This is a genomic window from Mycolicibacterium boenickei (assembly GCF_010731295.1).
Taxonomy (GTDB): Bacteria; Actinomycetota; Actinomycetes; order Mycobacteriales; family Mycobacteriaceae; genus Mycobacterium; species Mycobacterium boenickei.
In genome coordinates, this window is sequence record NZ_AP022579.1 from 2,382,476 (window position 1) to 2,398,751 (window position 16,276).

The 16,276-nt window shown below is 67.8% G+C and carries 14 protein-coding genes; 8 read left to right on the forward strand and 6 right to left on the reverse strand.

Annotated elements, in window-relative coordinates; translation table 11 throughout:
• Positions 1-3: 3 nt before the first annotated feature.
• Positions 4-159: a channel accessory protein ArfB gene (gene arfB, locus G6N57_RS31655; protein WP_029110268.1), complete on the forward strand. Its 156-nt coding sequence runs from the start codon at positions 4-6 to the stop codon at positions 157-159.
• The gene (gene arfC / locus G6N57_RS11325; protein WP_097926212.1) at positions 156-788 is read left to right on the forward strand and encodes a channel accessory protein ArfC, sunset domain variant; all 633 of its coding nucleotides are present in this window, start codon (positions 156-158) and stop codon (positions 786-788) included. Before arfB ends, arfC begins: the two co-directional genes overlap by 4 nt.
• 56 nt (positions 789-844) lie before the next feature.
• Here arfC and G6N57_RS11330 read toward each other — a convergent pair whose 3' ends face one another.
• Both G6N57_RS11330 and prrA read right to left on the reverse strand, forming a co-directional pair.
• A complete protein-coding gene (locus tag G6N57_RS11330) occupies positions 845-2,185 on the reverse strand; it encodes a sensor histidine kinase (RefSeq protein ID WP_077740494.1) in 1,341 nt (446 codons plus the stop codon).
• Between the two features lie 4 nt (positions 2,186-2,189).
• Positions 2,190-2,900 carry a two-component system response regulator PrrA gene (gene prrA / locus G6N57_RS11335; protein WP_003884623.1) on the reverse strand — a complete coding sequence of 237 codons (711 nt, stop codon included), beginning with the start codon at positions 2,898-2,900 and terminating at the stop codon, positions 2,190-2,192.
• A 105-nt stretch (positions 2,901-3,005) separates the two neighbouring features.
• Between prrA and G6N57_RS11340 the strand changes: the two genes are divergently transcribed.
• From G6N57_RS11340 to G6N57_RS11350, 3 genes are read left to right on the forward strand one after another with little or no spacing between them, the layout of a single operon-like run.
• A complete protein-coding gene (locus G6N57_RS11340; protein WP_077741897.1) occupies positions 3,006-4,886 on the forward strand; it encodes an ABC transporter ATP-binding protein in 1,881 nt (626 codons plus the stop codon).
• A 36-nt stretch (positions 4,887-4,922) separates the two neighbouring features.
• Positions 4,923-6,824, forward strand: coding sequence for an ABC transporter ATP-binding protein (locus G6N57_RS11345; protein ID WP_174814476.1), 1,902 nt, complete (start codon positions 4,923-4,925; stop codon positions 6,822-6,824).
• Complete coding sequence (locus G6N57_RS11350; RefSeq protein WP_077740496.1) at positions 6,821-8,671, forward strand: ABC transporter ATP-binding protein; 1,851 nt, start codon at positions 6,821-6,823, stop codon at positions 8,669-8,671. Before G6N57_RS11345 ends, G6N57_RS11350 begins: the two co-directional genes overlap by 4 nt.
• A 22-nt stretch (positions 8,672-8,693) precedes the next feature.
• Here the strand turns inward: G6N57_RS11350 and G6N57_RS11355 are convergent, their stop codons facing one another.
• From G6N57_RS11355 to G6N57_RS11365, 3 genes are read right to left on the reverse strand one after another with little or no spacing between them, the layout of a single operon-like run.
• The gene (locus G6N57_RS11355; RefSeq protein ID WP_077740497.1) at positions 8,694-9,101 is read right to left on the reverse strand and encodes a FixH family protein; all 408 of its coding nucleotides are present in this window, start codon (positions 9,099-9,101) and stop codon (positions 8,694-8,696) included.
• An 8-nt stretch (positions 9,102-9,109) separates the two neighbouring features.
• On the reverse strand, positions 9,110-10,417 hold the full coding sequence (locus tag G6N57_RS11360; RefSeq protein ID WP_077740498.1) for a DUF1214 domain-containing protein: 1,308 nt from the start codon (positions 10,415-10,417) through the stop codon (positions 9,110-9,112).
• Positions 10,418-10,435: 18 nt separating this feature from the next.
• Positions 10,436-11,554 carry an epoxide hydrolase family protein gene (locus tag G6N57_RS11365; protein WP_077740499.1) on the reverse strand — a complete coding sequence of 373 codons (1,119 nt, stop codon included), beginning with the start codon at positions 11,552-11,554 and terminating at the stop codon, positions 10,436-10,438.
• Positions 11,555-11,636: 82 nt separating this feature from the next.
• Here G6N57_RS11365 and G6N57_RS11370 point away from each other — a divergent pair, with 82 nt between their 5' ends.
• Positions 11,637-12,047 (forward strand): hypothetical protein, encoded by a 411-nt coding sequence (locus tag G6N57_RS11370; RefSeq protein ID WP_036447693.1) that lies wholly within the window; start codon positions 11,637-11,639, stop codon positions 12,045-12,047.
• A 9-nt stretch (positions 12,048-12,056) separates the two neighbouring features.
• Here G6N57_RS11370 and G6N57_RS11375 read toward each other — a convergent pair whose 3' ends face one another.
• Positions 12,057-12,896, reverse strand: a complete 840-nt coding sequence (locus G6N57_RS11375) for a helix-turn-helix transcriptional regulator (RefSeq protein WP_036447694.1) — start codon at positions 12,894-12,896, stop codon at positions 12,057-12,059.
• A gap of 59 nt (positions 12,897-12,955) precedes the next feature.
• On the opposite strand from G6N57_RS11375, the gene G6N57_RS11380 reads away from it, so the two are divergent.
• Together G6N57_RS11380 and G6N57_RS11385 are read left to right on the forward strand one after the other, a co-directional pair.
• Positions 12,956-14,653, forward strand: a complete 1,698-nt coding sequence (locus tag G6N57_RS11380; RefSeq protein WP_077740500.1) for an AMP-binding protein — start codon at positions 12,956-12,958, stop codon at positions 14,651-14,653.
• Entirely contained in the window at positions 14,650-16,266 is a 1,617-nt protein-coding gene (locus G6N57_RS11385; protein ID WP_077740501.1) for an AMP-binding protein, read from the forward strand. Before G6N57_RS11380 ends, G6N57_RS11385 begins: the two co-directional genes overlap by 4 nt.
• The last annotated feature ends 10 nt before the right edge of the window (positions 16,267-16,276 follow it).

Sequence of the window (16,276 nt, forward strand, 5' to 3'; positions counted from 1 at the left end):
GACATGGACTTCGTAATCCAATGGTTGTGGTATCTGCTCGCGTTCGTGGTGGGGTCCCTGGTGGCCTGGCTGATTTCAGTGGTGACCGTCAAGCCCACGAGCGAGGAAGAGGCATTCGCCGAACTGCCCGGCTCGCGTGAGATCGGAGCACGGCGATGAACGATGTGAACTGGTGGTTGATGGCCCTGGCCTTCGTGCTCGGGCTGGTGTTGACGCTGGCGTTGACCCTGCGCAGGGTCAAGCGGGAGGTGCCGGTGTACGGCGCCCTGGGCCGTCGTCCCGATGCGGCGGCCGCGGCCGGCGGTGCTGCCGCCAAGGCGACCGGCGGTGGAACTGCCGGTGGCGCAACGGCTGTCGCGGATGACGCCACGACCAAGCTGCCGAAGGTGAGCTCGGGCGACGAGCCCACCACGCAGCTGCCGAAGGTCACCAGCGCAGGCGCGGCGGCGGCGGGTGCCGCTGCCGCCGGTGCGGCGGGGGCGGCCAAGTTCGCCTCCGGCGGAGGTGCCCATGAAGCTGCCGATGACGATGCCGCCGCGGGAGCCGGCGACGACGTCAAGGTCGTCGAGGAGACGCCGTACGGCGCCGGTTCGATCCGGGTGTCGGGTGCGGGTACCCCGACGGGTTATCTGATCAAGGGCAACGAGGATTCGATGCTCTATCACTCGCCGGAGAGCCCGTCCTACTCGGTGACCATCGCCGAGATCTGGTTCGCCGACGTCGAAACCGCCGAGAAGGCCGGGTTCAACCGGTGGGACAGCGGTAAATCCCAGCGCGAGAAGAAGTAACAGCAACGCAGATCGCCCGCCTCCGGCAATCGGAGGCGGGCGTTTTGTATCTGTGCTCAGTGCGGGCCGGGAAGGCGTAGCAACAGGCGCGCCCCACCGAGCGGGCTGGACTCCAGAGTGGCCGTGCCGCCGTGCAATTCGGCCTGCTGGGCCACGAGCGCCAGGCCCAGCCCGGAGCCCGACCGCGATGCCGTCGACCCCCGGGAGAAGCGGTCGAACACCATTTCGCGTTCTTCCTCCGGTACGCCCACCCCGTCGTCGTCGATGGCGATCTCCACGCCTTCGCGTGAGCTCACGGCCGACAACTGCACCCGGGTGGCACCGCCGTGCTTCACGGCGTTGGCGATGGCGTTGTCCACCGCGAGTCGCAGGCCGGTCGGCAGCCCGATGATGATCACCGTCGGTGAGGGTGCCAGCGAGACCTCGAGATCGGGGTAGACGCGCATCGCGTCGTGGGCAGCGCGGTCGAGCAGTTCGGTGATGTCGACGGTGACGTGGTCGTCGGTGGTGGTCAGTTCGCCCTGGGCGAGGCGCTCCAGGGCGCCGAGGGTGGCCTCGATGCGCGACTGGGTGCGGATGACATCGCTGACCACCTCCTTGCGTTGGTCGTCGGGCATGTCGAGGGTGGACAGGACCTCGAGGTTGGTGCGCATCGCGGTGAGCGGGGTGCGCAGCTCGTGGGCCGACACCGAGGCGAAGTCGCGGGCCGAGGTGAGCGCCGCCTTGGTGCGGTCCTGTTCCTTCCAGATGCGTTGCAGCATGCCGTTGACGGCGTCGGCGATCTCGACGGCCTCGCTGGCCCCGCGTACTTCGACATCGGGGGCCTCGTCGCCGGCCTCGATCTCGCGGGTCTGCTCGGCGAGCCGTTTGAGCGGGCGGACCGCGAATGCGGCCAGTACCCAACCCAGTACGGTGGCCGCGCCGACGGCGAACACGCAGATGATGAGCACCCTGCGGTGCAGGTTGTTGGTGTCGGCGATGGTGGCGTCGTACGTCGCGCCGACTGCCACCCACATGGGGCCGGGGGCGGGGATCTGAACGGTGCGCACCCGCCAGCGGACCCCGTCGATGTAGGTGTCGGCGTAGCCGTCGGGAAGCTCCGGCAGCACGATGGTCGAGTTCGACGAGACGTTCCCGGCCTGGCGCACCGTGATCACGGCATCCTGATCGCTGGGGGAGCGGGGGATCTCGCCGAGGCCGCGCGGCAGGAACGGGATGGCGAAGCCTGCGGCCTCGTCGAGGCGGCGGTCCAGCCGTTCCTTGCGGTCGTTGGTGATGCCGACCCAGACGATGGTGCCGACGATGACGACGACGATTGCCGCGCCGATGGCGGTGGCGAACGCGACCCGGGTCCGCAGCGACGGTGTGCGGCGGAAGATCCGGGTCAGCGGTCTCATTTCGCTATTGCGTCCTGAGGACGAATCCGACCCCGCGGACGGTGTGCAGCAGCCGCGGCGCGCCGCCGGCTTCGAGTTTGCGGCGCAGGTACCCGATGAACACGTCCACCACGTTGGTGTCGGCGGCGAAGTCGTAGCCCCAGACCAGTTCCAGCAACTGCGCGCGGGACAGCACGGCGGTCTTGTGCTCGGCCAGCACGGCCAGCAGGTCGAACTCGCGCTTGGTCAGGTCCACGTCCACACCGTTGACCCGGGCACGGCGGCCCGGGATGTCGACTTCGAGCGGGCCGACCTGGATGGTCTCCGACGAGAAGGTGGCCGACGCGCCGCGGCGGCGCAGCAGGGCTTTGACCCGGGCCACCAGCTCCTGCAGCACGAACGGTTTGACCAGGTAGTCGTCGGCGCCGGCTTCCAGGCCGGCGACGCGGTCGTCGACGCTGCTGCGGGCCGAGAGCACACAGACCGGTACGTCGTTGTCCATCGCGCGCAGCGCCGTCACCACACTCACGCCGTCGAGGACGGGCATGTTGATATCGAGCACGATCGCGTCCGGGCGGGTCTCGGTGGCGCTGCGCAGCGCTTCGGCCCCGTCCACAGCTGTCGAGACGGTGAACCCGGACAGCCGCAGCCCGCGTTCCAGCGAGGCGAGCACGTCAGGGTCGTCGTCCACGACGAGGACCCGGGGCGAGGCCATGCCACCGGTTGCGCTATCCATAACCGCCATCTTGCCCGATGGCGGGCGGTGTATCGCGTAGGCACCCAGGGAAGTCCCCGGGAAGTCTTTGACCTCAATAATTGTTCAGGTTTTACGGTGATGCTCATGAGTATGGAAACGGTGGCCAGGCAGTCGCTGTATCGGCAGGCGCACGCGCGCGACGGTGATTTGCGCGCACTGGCCGACCGGCGGCTGTTGTCGAGGATCTGGCGGTTCTCCGCGCGCCACCACCGCGCCCTCGGTGGTTTCGTGGCGATCAGCGTGGTCAGTGCGTTGCTGACGGTGACGACGCCGGTGCTGGCCGGCCGCGTGGTCGACGCGATCACGCGGGGCGGCCCGGCGTCGACGGTGGTGCTGCTGGCCACCGTGATCGCCGCGGTGGCCCTCGCCGAGGCCGCGGTGGCGCTGCTGACCAGGTGGTTGTCGTCGAACATCGGTGAAGGCCTGATCCTGGATCTGCGCACCGCGGTGTTCGACCACGTGCAACGCATGCCGGTGGCGTTCTTCACGCGCACCCGGACCGGCGCATTGGTCAGCCGCCTGGGCAACGATGTGATCGGGGCGCAGCGCGCGTTCTCCGACACGCTCTCGGGCATCGTCGCCAACGTGGTCACCCTGACGCTGACGCTGGTCGTGATGCTCAGCATCTCGTGGCAGATCACGCTGCTGTCGCTGGCGCTGCTGCCGTTGTTCGTGTTGCCGGCCCGGCGTATCGGCGCCCGGATGGCCGGGCTGTCGCGCGAGGCGGCCACCCACAACGCCACGATGAACACGCAGATGACCGAAAGGTTCTCGGCCCCCGGTGCCACCCTGGTCAAGTTGTTCGGCAGCCCGGAACGGGAGTCCGGCGAATTCGCGGTGCGGGCTGACCGGGTGCGTGACATCGGGGTGCGCACGGCCATGCTGCAGGCGACGTTCATGAACTCGCTGACGCTGATGTCGGCGCTCGCGCTGGCGTTGGTCTACGGGCTCGGCGGGGTGCTGGCGATCGGCGGGCAGCTGCAGGCGGGCGCGGTGGTGTCGTTGGCGCTGCTGCTGACCCGGCTGTACGCGCCGCTGACCGCACTGGCCAACGCGCGGGTCGAGATCGCGAGTGCGCTGGTGTCGTTCGAGCGGGTCTTCGAGGTGCTCGACCTGGTGCCGCTGATCGCCGAGGAACCCGACGCCATTGGAGTGCCGGCCGGGCCCGTTGAGATCGAATTCGACAATGTCCGCTTCTCCTATCCCTCGGCGGACAAGGTGTCGCTGGCCTCGTTGGAGGAAGTGGCGACGCTGGACGACCGCGGCGGTGACGAGGTGCTGCACGGCCTTTCGTTCACGGCCCGGCCGGGCCAGATGGTGGCGCTGGTCGGATCGTCGGGAGCGGGTAAGTCGACCGTCGCGTCGCTGCTGGCCCGGCTCTACGACGTCGACTCCGGTGCCGTCAGGCTCAACGGGGCCGACGTGCGGGACGTGACGTTCGCGTCGCTCAAGGACACCGTGGGCATGGTGACCCAGGACGGGCATCTGTTCCACGAGTCGATCCGCGCGAACTTGCTGCTGGCCGCACCCGATGCGGAAGAACACCAACTCTGGGAGGCGCTGCGCCGGGCTCGGCTCGATGACGTGGTCGCCGCGATGCCCGACGGCTTGGACACGGTTGTCGGTGAGCGCGGATACCGTCTGTCCGGAGGGCAGCGGCAGCGGTTGACCATCGCGCGCCTGCTGTTGGGACGATCCCGGGTGGTGGTGCTCGATGAGGCGACGGCGTCGCTGGACTCGGCCTCGGAGGCCGCCGTGCAGCAGGCCCTCGCCGAGGCGCTGGGTGGGCGCACGTCGCTGGTCATCGCCCACCGGTTGTCCACGGTCCGTGCCGCCGACCTCATCCTGGTCGTCGAGGACGGGCGCATCGTCGAGCGCGGTACTCATCGTGAGCTGCTCGCCCGCGGTGGCCGGTACGCCGAGCTGTACGACACCCAGTTCTCCGAGGAGGTCTCCGCGGCGTGAGGTTAATCGTTTGCCCCTGATGGGAAGATTGATCCAGTGAGCCAACCCGCGATCGCCCCGTCACCGAAGCGGATCCGGACCAGTTCAGATCTGCGGCGGCTGCTGCCATACCTGTTGCCGTACCGCACCCGGTGGATCGTGATGGTCGTGGTGGCGGTGGTCAGCTTGGCCGCGACCGTGGCGATCCCGCTGATGACCAAGGCTGTGATCGACGGTCCGGTGCGCCACCAGGATCCGCACGGGCTGTGGGTCCTGGGTTCGGCCGCGGTGGCGGTCGGTATCTCCGAGGCGGTGCTCTGGTTCATCCGGCGCTGGATGGTGGCTCGCGCCACCATGGGCGTCGAGGCCGACATCCGCAAGGATCTCTATGCGCGGCTGCAGATCCTGCCGATGAGCTTCCACAGCCGCTGGCAGTCCGGGCAGCTGCTGTCGCGGGTGATGAACGATCTGTCCACGATCCGCCGGTTCCTGTCCTTCGGTCTGGTGTTCCTGATCCTCAACGCTCTGCAGATCGTCGTGGTGACGTCGATCCTGCTGGCCATGTACTGGCCGCTGGGTGTGGTGGTGCTGGTGTCTATCGTGCCGATCACGCTGACGGTGCTGCATTTCGAGCGGGAGTACACCCGGTTGTCGCGCCTGGCGCAGGATCAGACCGGTCACGTCGCAACTCATGTCGAGGAGGCTGCGCTCGGGTTGCGGGTGGTCAAGGCATTCGGCCGGGAGGACTACGTTTTCGACCGGTTCGATGAGCAGGCCACGCAGCTCTACGACACCCAGTTCGCCAGGGTCACCGTGTCGGCGAAGTTCTGGACCCTGCTGGAGGTCATCCCCAACCTCACGCTGATCGTGGTGCTGGGCTTCGGCGCGTACGCGGCGGGGCACGGCTACGTCACGATGGGCACCTTGGTCGCGTTCATCACGATGATGCTGTCGCTGGTGTGGCCCATCGCCTCGTTGGGTTTCCTGTTGTCGATGACGCAGGAGTCGTTCACCGCGGCCAACCGCATCGCCGAGATCTTCGATGCCCCGAGCGAAATCGTCGACGGCCCGGTGTCGCAGCCGCCGCGCGGCGGCAGGCTGGAACTACGGGATGTGGGGTTCAAGTTCCCCGACGCCGGTTCCGGGGACTGGGCCCTGCGTCACATCGACCTCCTCGTGGAGCCCGGCGAGACGGTGGCGTTGGTCGGCGCGACCGGATCGGGCAAATCCGTTCTGGCCGCGCTGTTCTCGCGGTTGTACGACGTCACGGAGGGCGCGATCCTGATCGACGGCCGCGATATTCGAGAGCTGAGCCTGCCGGTCCTGCGCCAGGCGGTGGCCACCGCATTCGAGGATCCGACGCTGTTCTCGATGTCGGTGGCCGAGAACCTCAGGCTGGGCCGGGCTGACGCGACGGACGAGCAGCTGGCCCAGGCCATCGAGATCGCGGCCGCGCAGTTCGTCTACGACCTGCCGTTCGGCCTGGACACCCGGATCGGGGAGCAGGGCATGAGCCTGTCCGGTGGTCAGCGTCAACGTCTTTCGCTGGCCCGCGCGATCCTGGCGGCGCCCAAGATTCTGGTGCTGGACGACACGCTCTCGGCCCTGGACGTGCACACCGAGGCCAAGGTGACCGAAGCCCTGGGGCGGGTCCTGCGCGGCGTGACGGGCATCATCGTCGCGCACCGTGCGTCGACCGTACTGCTGGCCGACAAGGTCGCGCTGTTGCAGGACGGCACCATCACCCACATCGGGACGCATGCCCAATTACTGGCGCAGGTACCGCAGTACCGCTACCTGCTCGCCGCCGACGACGAACTCGACGACGCCTGCGAGCGCACTTGTGAGTGGGAGGACGAGGAGGAGTTGGGCCGCCTGCAACGTGGGCACGCTGAACGCTCGGCCATCGACGAGGTGGGCGGGCTCCCGCGTCTGGATGCGGAGGTGCAGCGCCGATGACGACTACCGAGTGGCGCGGACGCGTCACCGACGAGGAAGACAACGGCGACGACACCGGGGCCGGCACGTCGGCCCTCCCGATCGACGAAAGCGTGCCGCGGCGCCGTGAGGCCCGGGCACTGCTCATGTCGCTGCTGCACCCCTACCGGTGGACGGTCTTCGCGCTGGCGCTGGTGGTCATCGTGGAGAACGTTGCGCGGCTGTCGGTGCCGATCCTGGTGCAGCGCGGCATCGACCACGGCATCCCGCCGATCCTCGACGGCGGCCCGGCCCGTGAGCTGATGCTGATCGTCGGAACGCTGTGCGTGGTGGTGATCGTCCAGGCCGTCAGCCGGATGTTCTTCCTGCGCCGGTCCGGCCGGGTCGGTCAGCGGGTCCTGTTGGAGTTGCGCCGCAGGGTGTTTCGGCATTTCGGCCGGCTGGACGTGGCCTTCCACGACCGCTACACCTCGGGCCGGGTGGTCAGCCGCTCCACCAACGACGTCGAGGCCATCCAGGACATGCTGGAGACCGGCTTCGACAGCCTGATCACCGCGGTGCTGACGCTGTTCGGTACGGCCATCCTGCTGGTGGCGCTCGACTGGCGGCTGGGCCTGATGTGCCTGGCGGCATTCCCGATCCTGGTCGGCCTGGTGTGGTGGTTCCGCAACGAGTCGGGCAAGACCTACCGGCTGGTGCGCGAAAGCGCGGCCCTGGTGATCGTGCAGTTCGTCGAGACCATGACCGGTATCAAGGCCGTGCAGGCCTACCGGCGCGAGCCACGCAACCAGGAGATCTTCGACGACGTCGCCGACGAGTACCGGGCGATCAACGAGAAGACCTTCAAACTGCTGGCCGTCTTCATGCCCGGGGTCAAACTGGTCGGCAACCTCACCACCGGCGTGGTGCTGCTGTACGGCGGTTACCGCGTGCTGCAGGGTGAGATGACCATCGGCACGCTGGCCGCGTTCCTGCTCTACCTGCGGATGTTCTTCGAGCCGATGCAGGAGATCTCGCAGTTCTTCAACACCTTCCAGTCGGCATCCTCGGCTCTGGAGAAGCTGGCCGGGGTGCTGGCACAGCGGCCCGCCATCGCGGACCCCGAGGTTCCGGTCGCACTACCCGAGCCCAAGGGCGACATCGCGTTTCACGATGTGCGGTTCGAGTACACGCCGGGCCGCCCGGTGTTGCCGGGGCTCGAGCTCACGGTGCCGGCCGGTCAGACCGTGGCGTTGGTGGGCACCACCGGCGCGGGCAAGACCACGATTGCCAAGCTGATCGCCCGGTTCTATGACCCCACGGCCGGATCGGTGACGCTGGACAGTGTCGACCTGCGCGAGCTCGCGCAGTCCGAGCTGCGCCGCCACGTCGTGATGGTGACCCAGGAGAACTTCATGTTCTCGGGGACGGTCGCCGACAACATCCGGTTCGGACGGCCCGAGGCCACCGACGCCCAGGTGCGGGAGGCAGCCGCGGCGGTCGGTGCCGACCGCTTCATCGCGGCATTGCCCGACGGGTATGACACCGATGTCGCCAAACGCGGTGGCCGGCTCTCGGCGGGGCAGCGCCAGCTGGTGGCGTTCGCGCGGGCGTTCCTGGCCGATCCGGCGGTGCTGATCCTCGACGAGGCGACGTCCTCCCTGGACATCCCGAGCGAACGAATGGTGCAGCGCGCGTTGGAAACCGTGTTGGCCGACCGCACCGCGCTGGTGATCGCGCACCGGCTCTCCACGGTGCAGATCGCCGATCGGGTGCTGGTGCTCGAGCACGGCCGCATCATCGAGGACGGCGCCCCGGCCGATCTCATCGGCAGGGCCGACGGGGCGTACGCGGCGCTGCACCGGGCCTGGGTCGACTCCCTGGCCTGACGTCTGCCGGGCGGGGCGGTTGCTATCGCGTGGCGGTGATGCGCAGGACGGCGTCGTAGCTCTGTGGCCCTGCTCCGATGTGGACGTTGATGTCCCACCGCCCCGGCGTGGGCAGGTCGACCTGGCCGCGGTAGTCGTCCTTACCGATGGGCGTGGCCTCGACGGCGGGCGCGGCCAGTCCCATCTGCGGCATCCGTGGTTCGAACCGCACCGAATCCGGGGTCGGGGTTTCGCCTGCGCTGCCCAGGATCTCGATGGTCAGCTGGCTGACCCCGACCTTCGGTGGATCGTCTTTCAGCCGCACCAGGTAGGGGCCCGCGGTGGCTTCGGCGACGATCGGGCCCCGCGGTTGCGGCCACAACAGCCACAGCATGCCGGCGCCCACCGCGACGACGATCACGGCGACGCCAAGCCAACGCAGGCGGTTCATGGTGCAGGCTAGAGCTTTTCGATGTCGGGCAGCGCCCAGGTCTTGTCGAACAGTGCGGGCTTGGGGCCGTAGAGCCGGAACAGCACCTCGAACTCGCCGGCCGGGCTCGTCGGGATCCAGTTGGGCGCCTTGTCCTTCGGTGCGGACGGGCCGAAGTAGACGTCGACGGAGCCGTCGGGATTCGTCTCGAGATCGGGCCGGTGTGAGGACCGGCTGCCGTACGGCAGGTCGCGGATCAGCGCGTGGGTGGCGCGGTCGTACACGGTTGCCGACCAGTACAGCGACACGGGCGGGTCGGCGGGCACGCGTAGCCGATAGGTGGCGGCACCGTCGAATGGCCTGCCGTCGGTGTCGGCGATCGCCATCACGTAGAACTGACCTTGCCCGAGGTGTTTGGCGCTGAAGTAGATGAACGAGTAGAGGATTCCGCGCTCGTCGACGGGGTAGCCGGCGGGATCGGCGAATCCGGTCTGCATGCCCTGCACCACCTCCGGGGTGGCGGGCACGGCCCAGTGGGTCCCGTCGAAGTACGGCGAGGCGAAGAACCGCGGGTAGTTGGTGTCGAGCCAGTCGTGCGCTTCGGCGGCTGCGGCCTCGAGCTCTGACTTCAACTCGGAGCTGGGTTCGAACAGCTTGCCGTGTTCGATGCCGATCGAGGCAAGTATCGAGATCATCACCCGGTCCCGCTGCAGCCACGGCTCGCGTTGCACGAACTGATCGAGCAGTTCGAAGAAGCGGATGTCGTAGGGAATCGTGCTGTCGTACACCGAATCCACGGCGTCGATGAAGCTGGTGGTCTCGGGCCCGGAGAGGGGGTAGACCTTGATCCGCGTGCCGTATTCGGCTGCCGCGGCGACATCGGCGTCCGAGCTGGACGCGATGTTGGACCGAAGCGCGCCGAACCCGGTGTACGTCGCCGACGGCAGCGGGATGTACCCGTCGGGAACCTCGCCGTCGAACCCGGGCGGCAGGATCAGGTACCTGCCGCCCGCGCCCTTGTCGACCCCTGCGGGGCCGACGTCTTCGAGAGCTTCCTGCCAGCCGTTGTCCACCGACCCGGTGATCGAACCGCCTTCTGCAGCCGGGATTTCCAGCACAACCGGACCGTCTTCGGTGTTGTAGAACGGGAAGAAGTAGAGCGTGTCCGGATTGGGCGTGAGGGTCTGGTTCTTCCAGTCCGGCAGCTTCGACCAGAACACCACCTGGTTGTCGCCCGCCCCGACTGCGGCCGCGGCCTGACGCAACAGCTCGAAGTTGACGGCGGGCATACCCCAGATCACGGCCTGGACGGCACGGGAACGTACCAACGGGTCCATGCCCACGACGCTAATACCTCACCGCACGGTGTTGAAGAACGTCGTCACATCTTCGACGAACAGCTCCGGTTGCTCGAACGCCGCGAAGTGACCCCCGCGCGGCATCGTCGTGTAGTGGGTGACGTTGTAGCCGGTCTCGCACCAGTTGCGCGGGGCGCGCAGGATCTCCAGCGGGAAGGATGCGATCCCGGTGGGCAGGCTGACGTATTCGCCGCCGCCCCAGGTGTTGTGGCTCTCCCAGTACAGCCGGGCCGACGAGGCCGCCGACGCGGTGAGCCAGTAGAGCATGACGTTGTCGAGCATCTCGTCTTTGGACACCACGTTCTCGGGATCTCCGTCGCAGTCCATCCATGACCAGAACTTCTCCACGATCCACGCCAGTTGGCCGACAGGAGAGTCCACCAGGCCGTACCCGACGGTCTGCGGGCGGGTGGACTGCTGCTTCATGTAGCCCGAATCCCATTTGCGGTAGTAGTCGATCCGGGCCAGGGCCTTCTGCAGGTCCTCGGTCATCTCGCCGATGCCGTCGGCCGGAGGTTGGGCGATCGGCATGTTCACGTGGATGCCCACGCACGAACCGACGTTGCGGCCGATCTGCGTCGTCACCGCGGCGCCCCAGTCTCCGCCCTGCGCGCCGTAGCGCTCGTAGCCCAGGCGGGTCATCAAGGTTTCCCAGGCCTGCGCGATCTTCTCGATTCCCCAGCCCGCGGTGGTCGGCTTGCCGGAGAACCCGTAGCCGGGCAGCGACGGGCAGACCACGTCGAATCCGGCCTCGGTCAGCGGCTCGATCACCTTGTGGAATTCGACGATGGACCCGGGCCAGCCGTGGGTGATCAGCAGCGGGAAGGCATCTTCACGTCCGGACCGCTGATGGATGAAATGGATGTCCAGACCGTCGATCTCGGTGGTGAAGTGGTCGAACCGGTTGAGTGCGGCCTCACGGGCACGCCAGTCGTACCCGTCGGCCCAGTACGCCGCCAGCTCCTTGGTGTAGTCCAGCGGGATGCCCTGGGTCCAGTCCTCGACACATTCCGCCTCGGGCCATCGGGTCCGGTTCAGCCGGGCCTTGAGGTCGTCGAGATCGGCGTCGGGAATGGCGATGTGGAATGGGTTGATCGATTGGGCGCTCGGGGTCATACAGCCCATCCTGTCGTGCCGGCGCGATGAACGATATCAATATTGTGTTGACAACAAAATGTTTAAAAGCCATTCTTGGGGCATGTCGAACGAATCGCTGCAGCCGCCCAACCCCAGCCGCGAGCGGGCTGAGCGCGAGTACGCCGGGCTGTTCCGCATCGCGGAGCGTCACGCCGACACCGCTGAGAAGCGAGCCCGAAGTGTCAACGCGCACATGGCAGAACCGCACGAGGCCGTCCGGATCGTGGCGGCGCTGGCCGGGGGCACGTTCAGCCCGGAACCGGGCGAGCCGGACATCGATGAGGACGACCTGATGGCCGCGCTCACGCTGATGCCGAAAGTTCGTCTCGACCTAGACGAACTCGAAGCCCTTCTGCTGCTGGTCGCACATCAACGCGGATTCACCTGGCAGCGCATCGCATACGGCCTGGGCCTCGGCAGCGCGCAGGCCGCCCGGCAGCGCTATGAACGCCTGGTGCGCCGCGCCGGCTGACGTCCCCGGCTAGGGGATCTGGCGCAGGCGCCGGGCCTTCGAGACCGCCTCGTGGCGGTTGCGGGCCCCGAGCTTGGCCGCCGCGCTGCGCAGGTAGCTCTTCACCGTTTCCGGCTTGAGTGAAAGGCGCTGGGCCGCTTCGGCATTGGTGCAGCCCAGGGCGACCTGTGCCAGCACGTCGACCTCGCGGGCGGTCAGCGGCGCGCTGGCCGGCGGGTCGCCGCGCAGGGCGACGGCCAGCCGGTCGGCGAGGTCACGCAACGGCCCGGCGAGGTCCGGGGTGTCGGCGGCCAGCCGACGCAGGTCGGCGTGTACTTCACGGATCTGTTCGGCATCCGCCGGCTGATCGGCGAAGTTGGTCAGCGCGGCCTCGCGCATCCGCAGACGCCGGTCCACCTCGTCGCGGACCCGCAGCTCCTCGCTCAACCGTTGTGCCGAGGCCACCATCGCGGCGGCGGTCCGTCCGCCGATCGGGGCGCTGGTGCGGTGCGCCCCGTACAGCACGGCCCGCGCCGTGCCGTCGACGACCACCGGCACCGCGAGGATCGAGCGGATGCCCTCGGACAGCACGGGCTCGTCGTAGTCGTGGGTGATGGTCGAGGCGCGTCGGTAGTCGGGCACCGAGATGGGGCGGCGGGACACCACGCTGGCCCCGCCCAACCCGGCGCGGGGCAGCACCGCGAGCCCGCGCATGGCACCGGTCCTGGTGCCGAAGAACTCGCTCAGCAGCAGGGTGTCCTCGTGCACCTGCCCACCGAAGGCCAGCGGCAGGCCGGTGTCGGTGGCCATCCGGCGCAGCTCGGCGCGGACTGCGTCGGCGTCACGCGGTCGGAGCAACGAGGAGCGCATCGTCGGTACACACTTTCGGGGGTAGCGGGCGGGTCGGTGTGACGTAGAGCATAACTGTCATGGATTGCGCCGCGAGCAACACAGACCGCTACCGCAGGGCCCGTGACCAGCTGGTTGCGGGCATCGGGGACTACGCGTCGGCCGTCGAGGAGTTCTCCTGGCCGCAGATCAGCGGCACCTTCAACTGGGCTACCGACTGGTTCGACGCGATCGCCAGGGGCAACGACCGCACGGCGCTGTGGATCGTCGAGGAGGACGGTTCCGAACAGCGGGTGACCTTTGCCGAGATGGCCGACCGGTCCGACCGCGTCGCGGCCTGGCTGCAGGGGCTCGGCGTGGGCAAGGGGGACCGGGTCCTGTTGATGCTCGGCAATCAGGTCGAGTTGTGGGAGGCCATGCTGGCCATCGCCAAGCTGGGCGCGATCATCATGCCGACGACCGGGGCGCTGGGGCCTGCGGACCTGTCCGATCGCATCGCGCGCGGCGGGGCTCGCTTCGTCATCGTCAACACGGCCGATGCGGTCAAGTTCGCCGAGGTGCCGGGTGACTACGTGCGCATCGCGGTCGGCCAGGCCCCGGCGGGCTGGCATCGCTACGCCGATGCCTACGAGGCGGCATCGCGTCGGTTCGAGGCGTGCACCACCGTGGACGACCCGATGCTGATCTACTTCACGTCCGGTACCACCAGCAAGCCGAAGCTGGTCGAGCACTCCCAGGTGAGCTACCCGGTCGGGCATCTGACGACGATGGCCTGGATCGGCGTCAAACCCGGCGACGTGCACCTGGCGATCAGCTCGCCGGGCTGGGCCAAGCATGCCTGGAGCTGTTTCTTCGCCCCGTGGATCGCCGAGGCGGCGATCTTCGTCTACAACTACGCGCGCTTCGACGCGGCCGCCCTGTTGGGCCAGTTGCGGCGGGCACGCGTCAACACCTTCTGCGCCCCGCCGACGGTGTGGCGGATGTTGATCCAGGCCGACCTGGGGGAGCGGCCCGAGGGGCTGCGGGAGATCCTGGGTGCCGGCGAACCGCTGAACCCCGACGTGATCGCCCAGGTGGAAAAGGCTTGGGGGCTGACGATTCGCGACGGGTTCGGCCAGACCGAGACCTCACTGCTGATCGGCAACACCCCGGGCCAGCCGGTGAAACCCGGCTCGATGGGCCGTCCGATGCCGGGCGTCCCGGTGGTGCTGGTGGATCCGATCACCTCGACGCCCGCCGACGAGGGGGAGATCTGCCTGGACCTGGCGGCGCATCCGCGCAACTTGATGACCGGCTATCTCGGTGACCCGCAACGCAATGAGGCCGTGATGGCAGGCGGTTACTACCACACCGGCGACGTCGCCTGCCGGGACGAGGACGGCTACATCACCTACATCGGCCGCACCGACGACGTGTTCAAGTCCAGCGATTACAAGGTGTCGCCGTTCGAGCTGGAAAGCGTGCTGATCGAGCATCCGGCCGTGGTCGAGGCCGCGGTGGTGCCGCAGCCCGACGACACCCGACTGTCGGTGCCCAAGGCGTACGTGGCGCTTGCCGAGGGCTGGGAAGCCAACGCGGACACCGCGAAAGACGTCATGGCCTACGCGCGTGACCATCTGGCGCCTTACCTCAAGGTGCGCCGGGTCGAGTTCTTCGACCTGCCAAAGACCATCTCGGGCAAGATCCGCCGGGTCGAGTTGCGTAAGCGTGAGGACGCGGCTCATGAAGCGGGCGAACCGATTTCCACCGAATTCCGATACGAGGATCTACTGGGATGAAGTCGTACGATGCCGGACCCACGGACGTTCCGGTGCTCGAAGAGACCATCGGGGCGAACTTCGAGCGCATGGTGGCGGCCGCGCCGGACTCCGACGCGCTGGTCGAGGCGGAGACCGGGCGGCGCTGGACCTACGCCGCGCTGAACGACGACGTCGACGCGGTGGCACGAGGTCTCTTGGCCTTGGGAGTCGAGAAGGGCGACCGGGTCGGCATCTGGGCGCCCAACTGCGCCGAATGGGTGGTGCTGCAGCTCGCGACGGCCAAGATCGGCGCGATCCTGGTCAACATCAACCCCGCGTACCGCACCCACGAATTGGCCTATGTACTCAAGCAATCCGGCATCCGGACCCTGGTGTCGGCCACTGCGTTCAAGTCCTCGGACTACGTGACGATGGTGGCCGAGGTACAGGCGGAGTGTCCGGCACTGAAGGACATCATCTTCCTCGGCACTCTGGACTGGGATCGCCTGCACACCGAGCAGGCCGACGAAGCACAACTGCGGGCGCGCGCAGGCGAGCTCTCCAACACCGACCCGATCAACATCCAGTACACCTCGGGGACAACAGGATTCCCCAAGGGTGCCACGCTCAGTCACCGCAACATCCTCAACAACGGGTTCTTCGTCGGCGGGCTGATCAATTTCGGCCGCGGCGACCGGGTGTGTATCCCGGTGCCGTTCTACCACTGCTTCGGCATGGTGATGGGCAACCTCGGGGCGCTGACCCACGGTGCGACCATCGTGATCCCTGCCCCCGGATTCGATCCCGGCATCACGCTGGCCACCGTCGAATCCGAGAAGTGCACCGCGCTGTACGGGGTGCCGACGATGTTCATCGCCATGTTGGGGCATCCCGACTTCGCCCAATTCGACCTGTCCTCACTGCGGACCGGGATCATGGCCGGCTCGGTGTGCCCGGTCGAGGTGATGAAGCGCGTGGTGGCCGACATGCACATGGCCGAGGTCGCGATCTGTTACGGCATGACCGAGACGTCGCCGGTGTCGTGTCAGACGCTCGTCGACGACGATCTGGAACGTCGTACCGCCACCATCGGGCGGGCCCATCCGCACATCGAGGTCAAGATCGTCGACCCCGACACCGGAGCGACGGTCGAGCGCGGGCAACCCGGTGAATTCTGTACCCGCGGTTACTCGGTCATGCTCGGCTACTGGGACGAGCCTGCGAAGACTGCCGAGGCCATCGATGCCGAAGGCTGGATGCACACCGGGGACCTGGCGGTGATGCGGGAGGACGGCTACTGCACGGTGGTCGGCCGGATCAAGGACATGGTGATCCGCGGCGGGGAGAACGTCTATCCCCGCGAGATCGAGGAGTTCCTCTACACCCATCCCGACATCGACGATGCCCAGGTGATCGGTGTGCCCGACGCCAAGTACGGCGAGGAGGTCTGTGCCTGGGTCCGGATGAAACCGGGCCGTGCACCGCTGGACGCCGAGGCGCTACGGGCGTTTGCCTCCGGAAAGCTGGCCCACTACAAGATCCCGCGTTATGTCGTTGTCGTGGACGAGTTCCCGATGACGGTGACCGGCAAGATCCGCAAGGTCGACATGCGCGATGAGAGCGTCAAGCTGCTCGGACTCGGGCCCGAGTAGCTTGACGCAG

Coding starts and splice junctions, on each gene's coding strand:
- G6N57_RS11360 (WP_077740498.1), bottom strand. CDS start 10,417: ATGGACCCGTTGGTACGTTCCCGTGCCGTCCAGGCCGTGATCTGGGGT.
- G6N57_RS11375 (WP_036447694.1), bottom strand. CDS start 12,896: ATGCGCTCCTCGTTGCTCCGACCGCGTGACGCCGACGCAGTCCGCGCC.
- arfC (WP_097926212.1), top strand. CDS start 156: ATGAACGATGTGAACTGGTGGTTGATGGCCCTGGCCTTCGTGCTCGGG.
- G6N57_RS11385 (WP_077740501.1), top strand. CDS start 14,650: ATGAAGTCGTACGATGCCGGACCCACGGACGTTCCGGTGCTCGAAGAG.
- arfB (WP_029110268.1), top strand. CDS start 4: ATGGACTTCGTAATCCAATGGTTGTGGTATCTGCTCGCGTTCGTGGTG.
- G6N57_RS11340 (WP_077741897.1), top strand. CDS start 3,006: ATGAGTATGGAAACGGTGGCCAGGCAGTCGCTGTATCGGCAGGCGCAC.
- G6N57_RS11355 (WP_077740497.1), bottom strand. CDS start 9,101: ATGAACCGCCTGCGTTGGCTTGGCGTCGCCGTGATCGTCGTCGCGGTG.
- G6N57_RS11330 (WP_077740494.1), bottom strand. CDS start 2,185: ATGAGACCGCTGACCCGGATCTTCCGCCGCACACCGTCGCTGCGGACC.
- G6N57_RS11365 (WP_077740499.1), bottom strand. CDS start 11,554: ATGACCCCGAGCGCCCAATCGATCAACCCATTCCACATCGCCATTCCC.
- G6N57_RS11370 (WP_036447693.1), top strand. CDS start 11,637: ATGTCGAACGAATCGCTGCAGCCGCCCAACCCCAGCCGCGAGCGGGCT.
- prrA (WP_003884623.1), bottom strand. CDS start 2,900: ATGGATAGCGCAACCGGTGGCATGGCCTCGCCCCGGGTCCTCGTCGTG.
- G6N57_RS11380 (WP_077740500.1), top strand. CDS start 12,956: ATGGATTGCGCCGCGAGCAACACAGACCGCTACCGCAGGGCCCGTGAC.
- G6N57_RS11350 (WP_077740496.1), top strand. CDS start 6,821: ATGACGACTACCGAGTGGCGCGGACGCGTCACCGACGAGGAAGACAAC.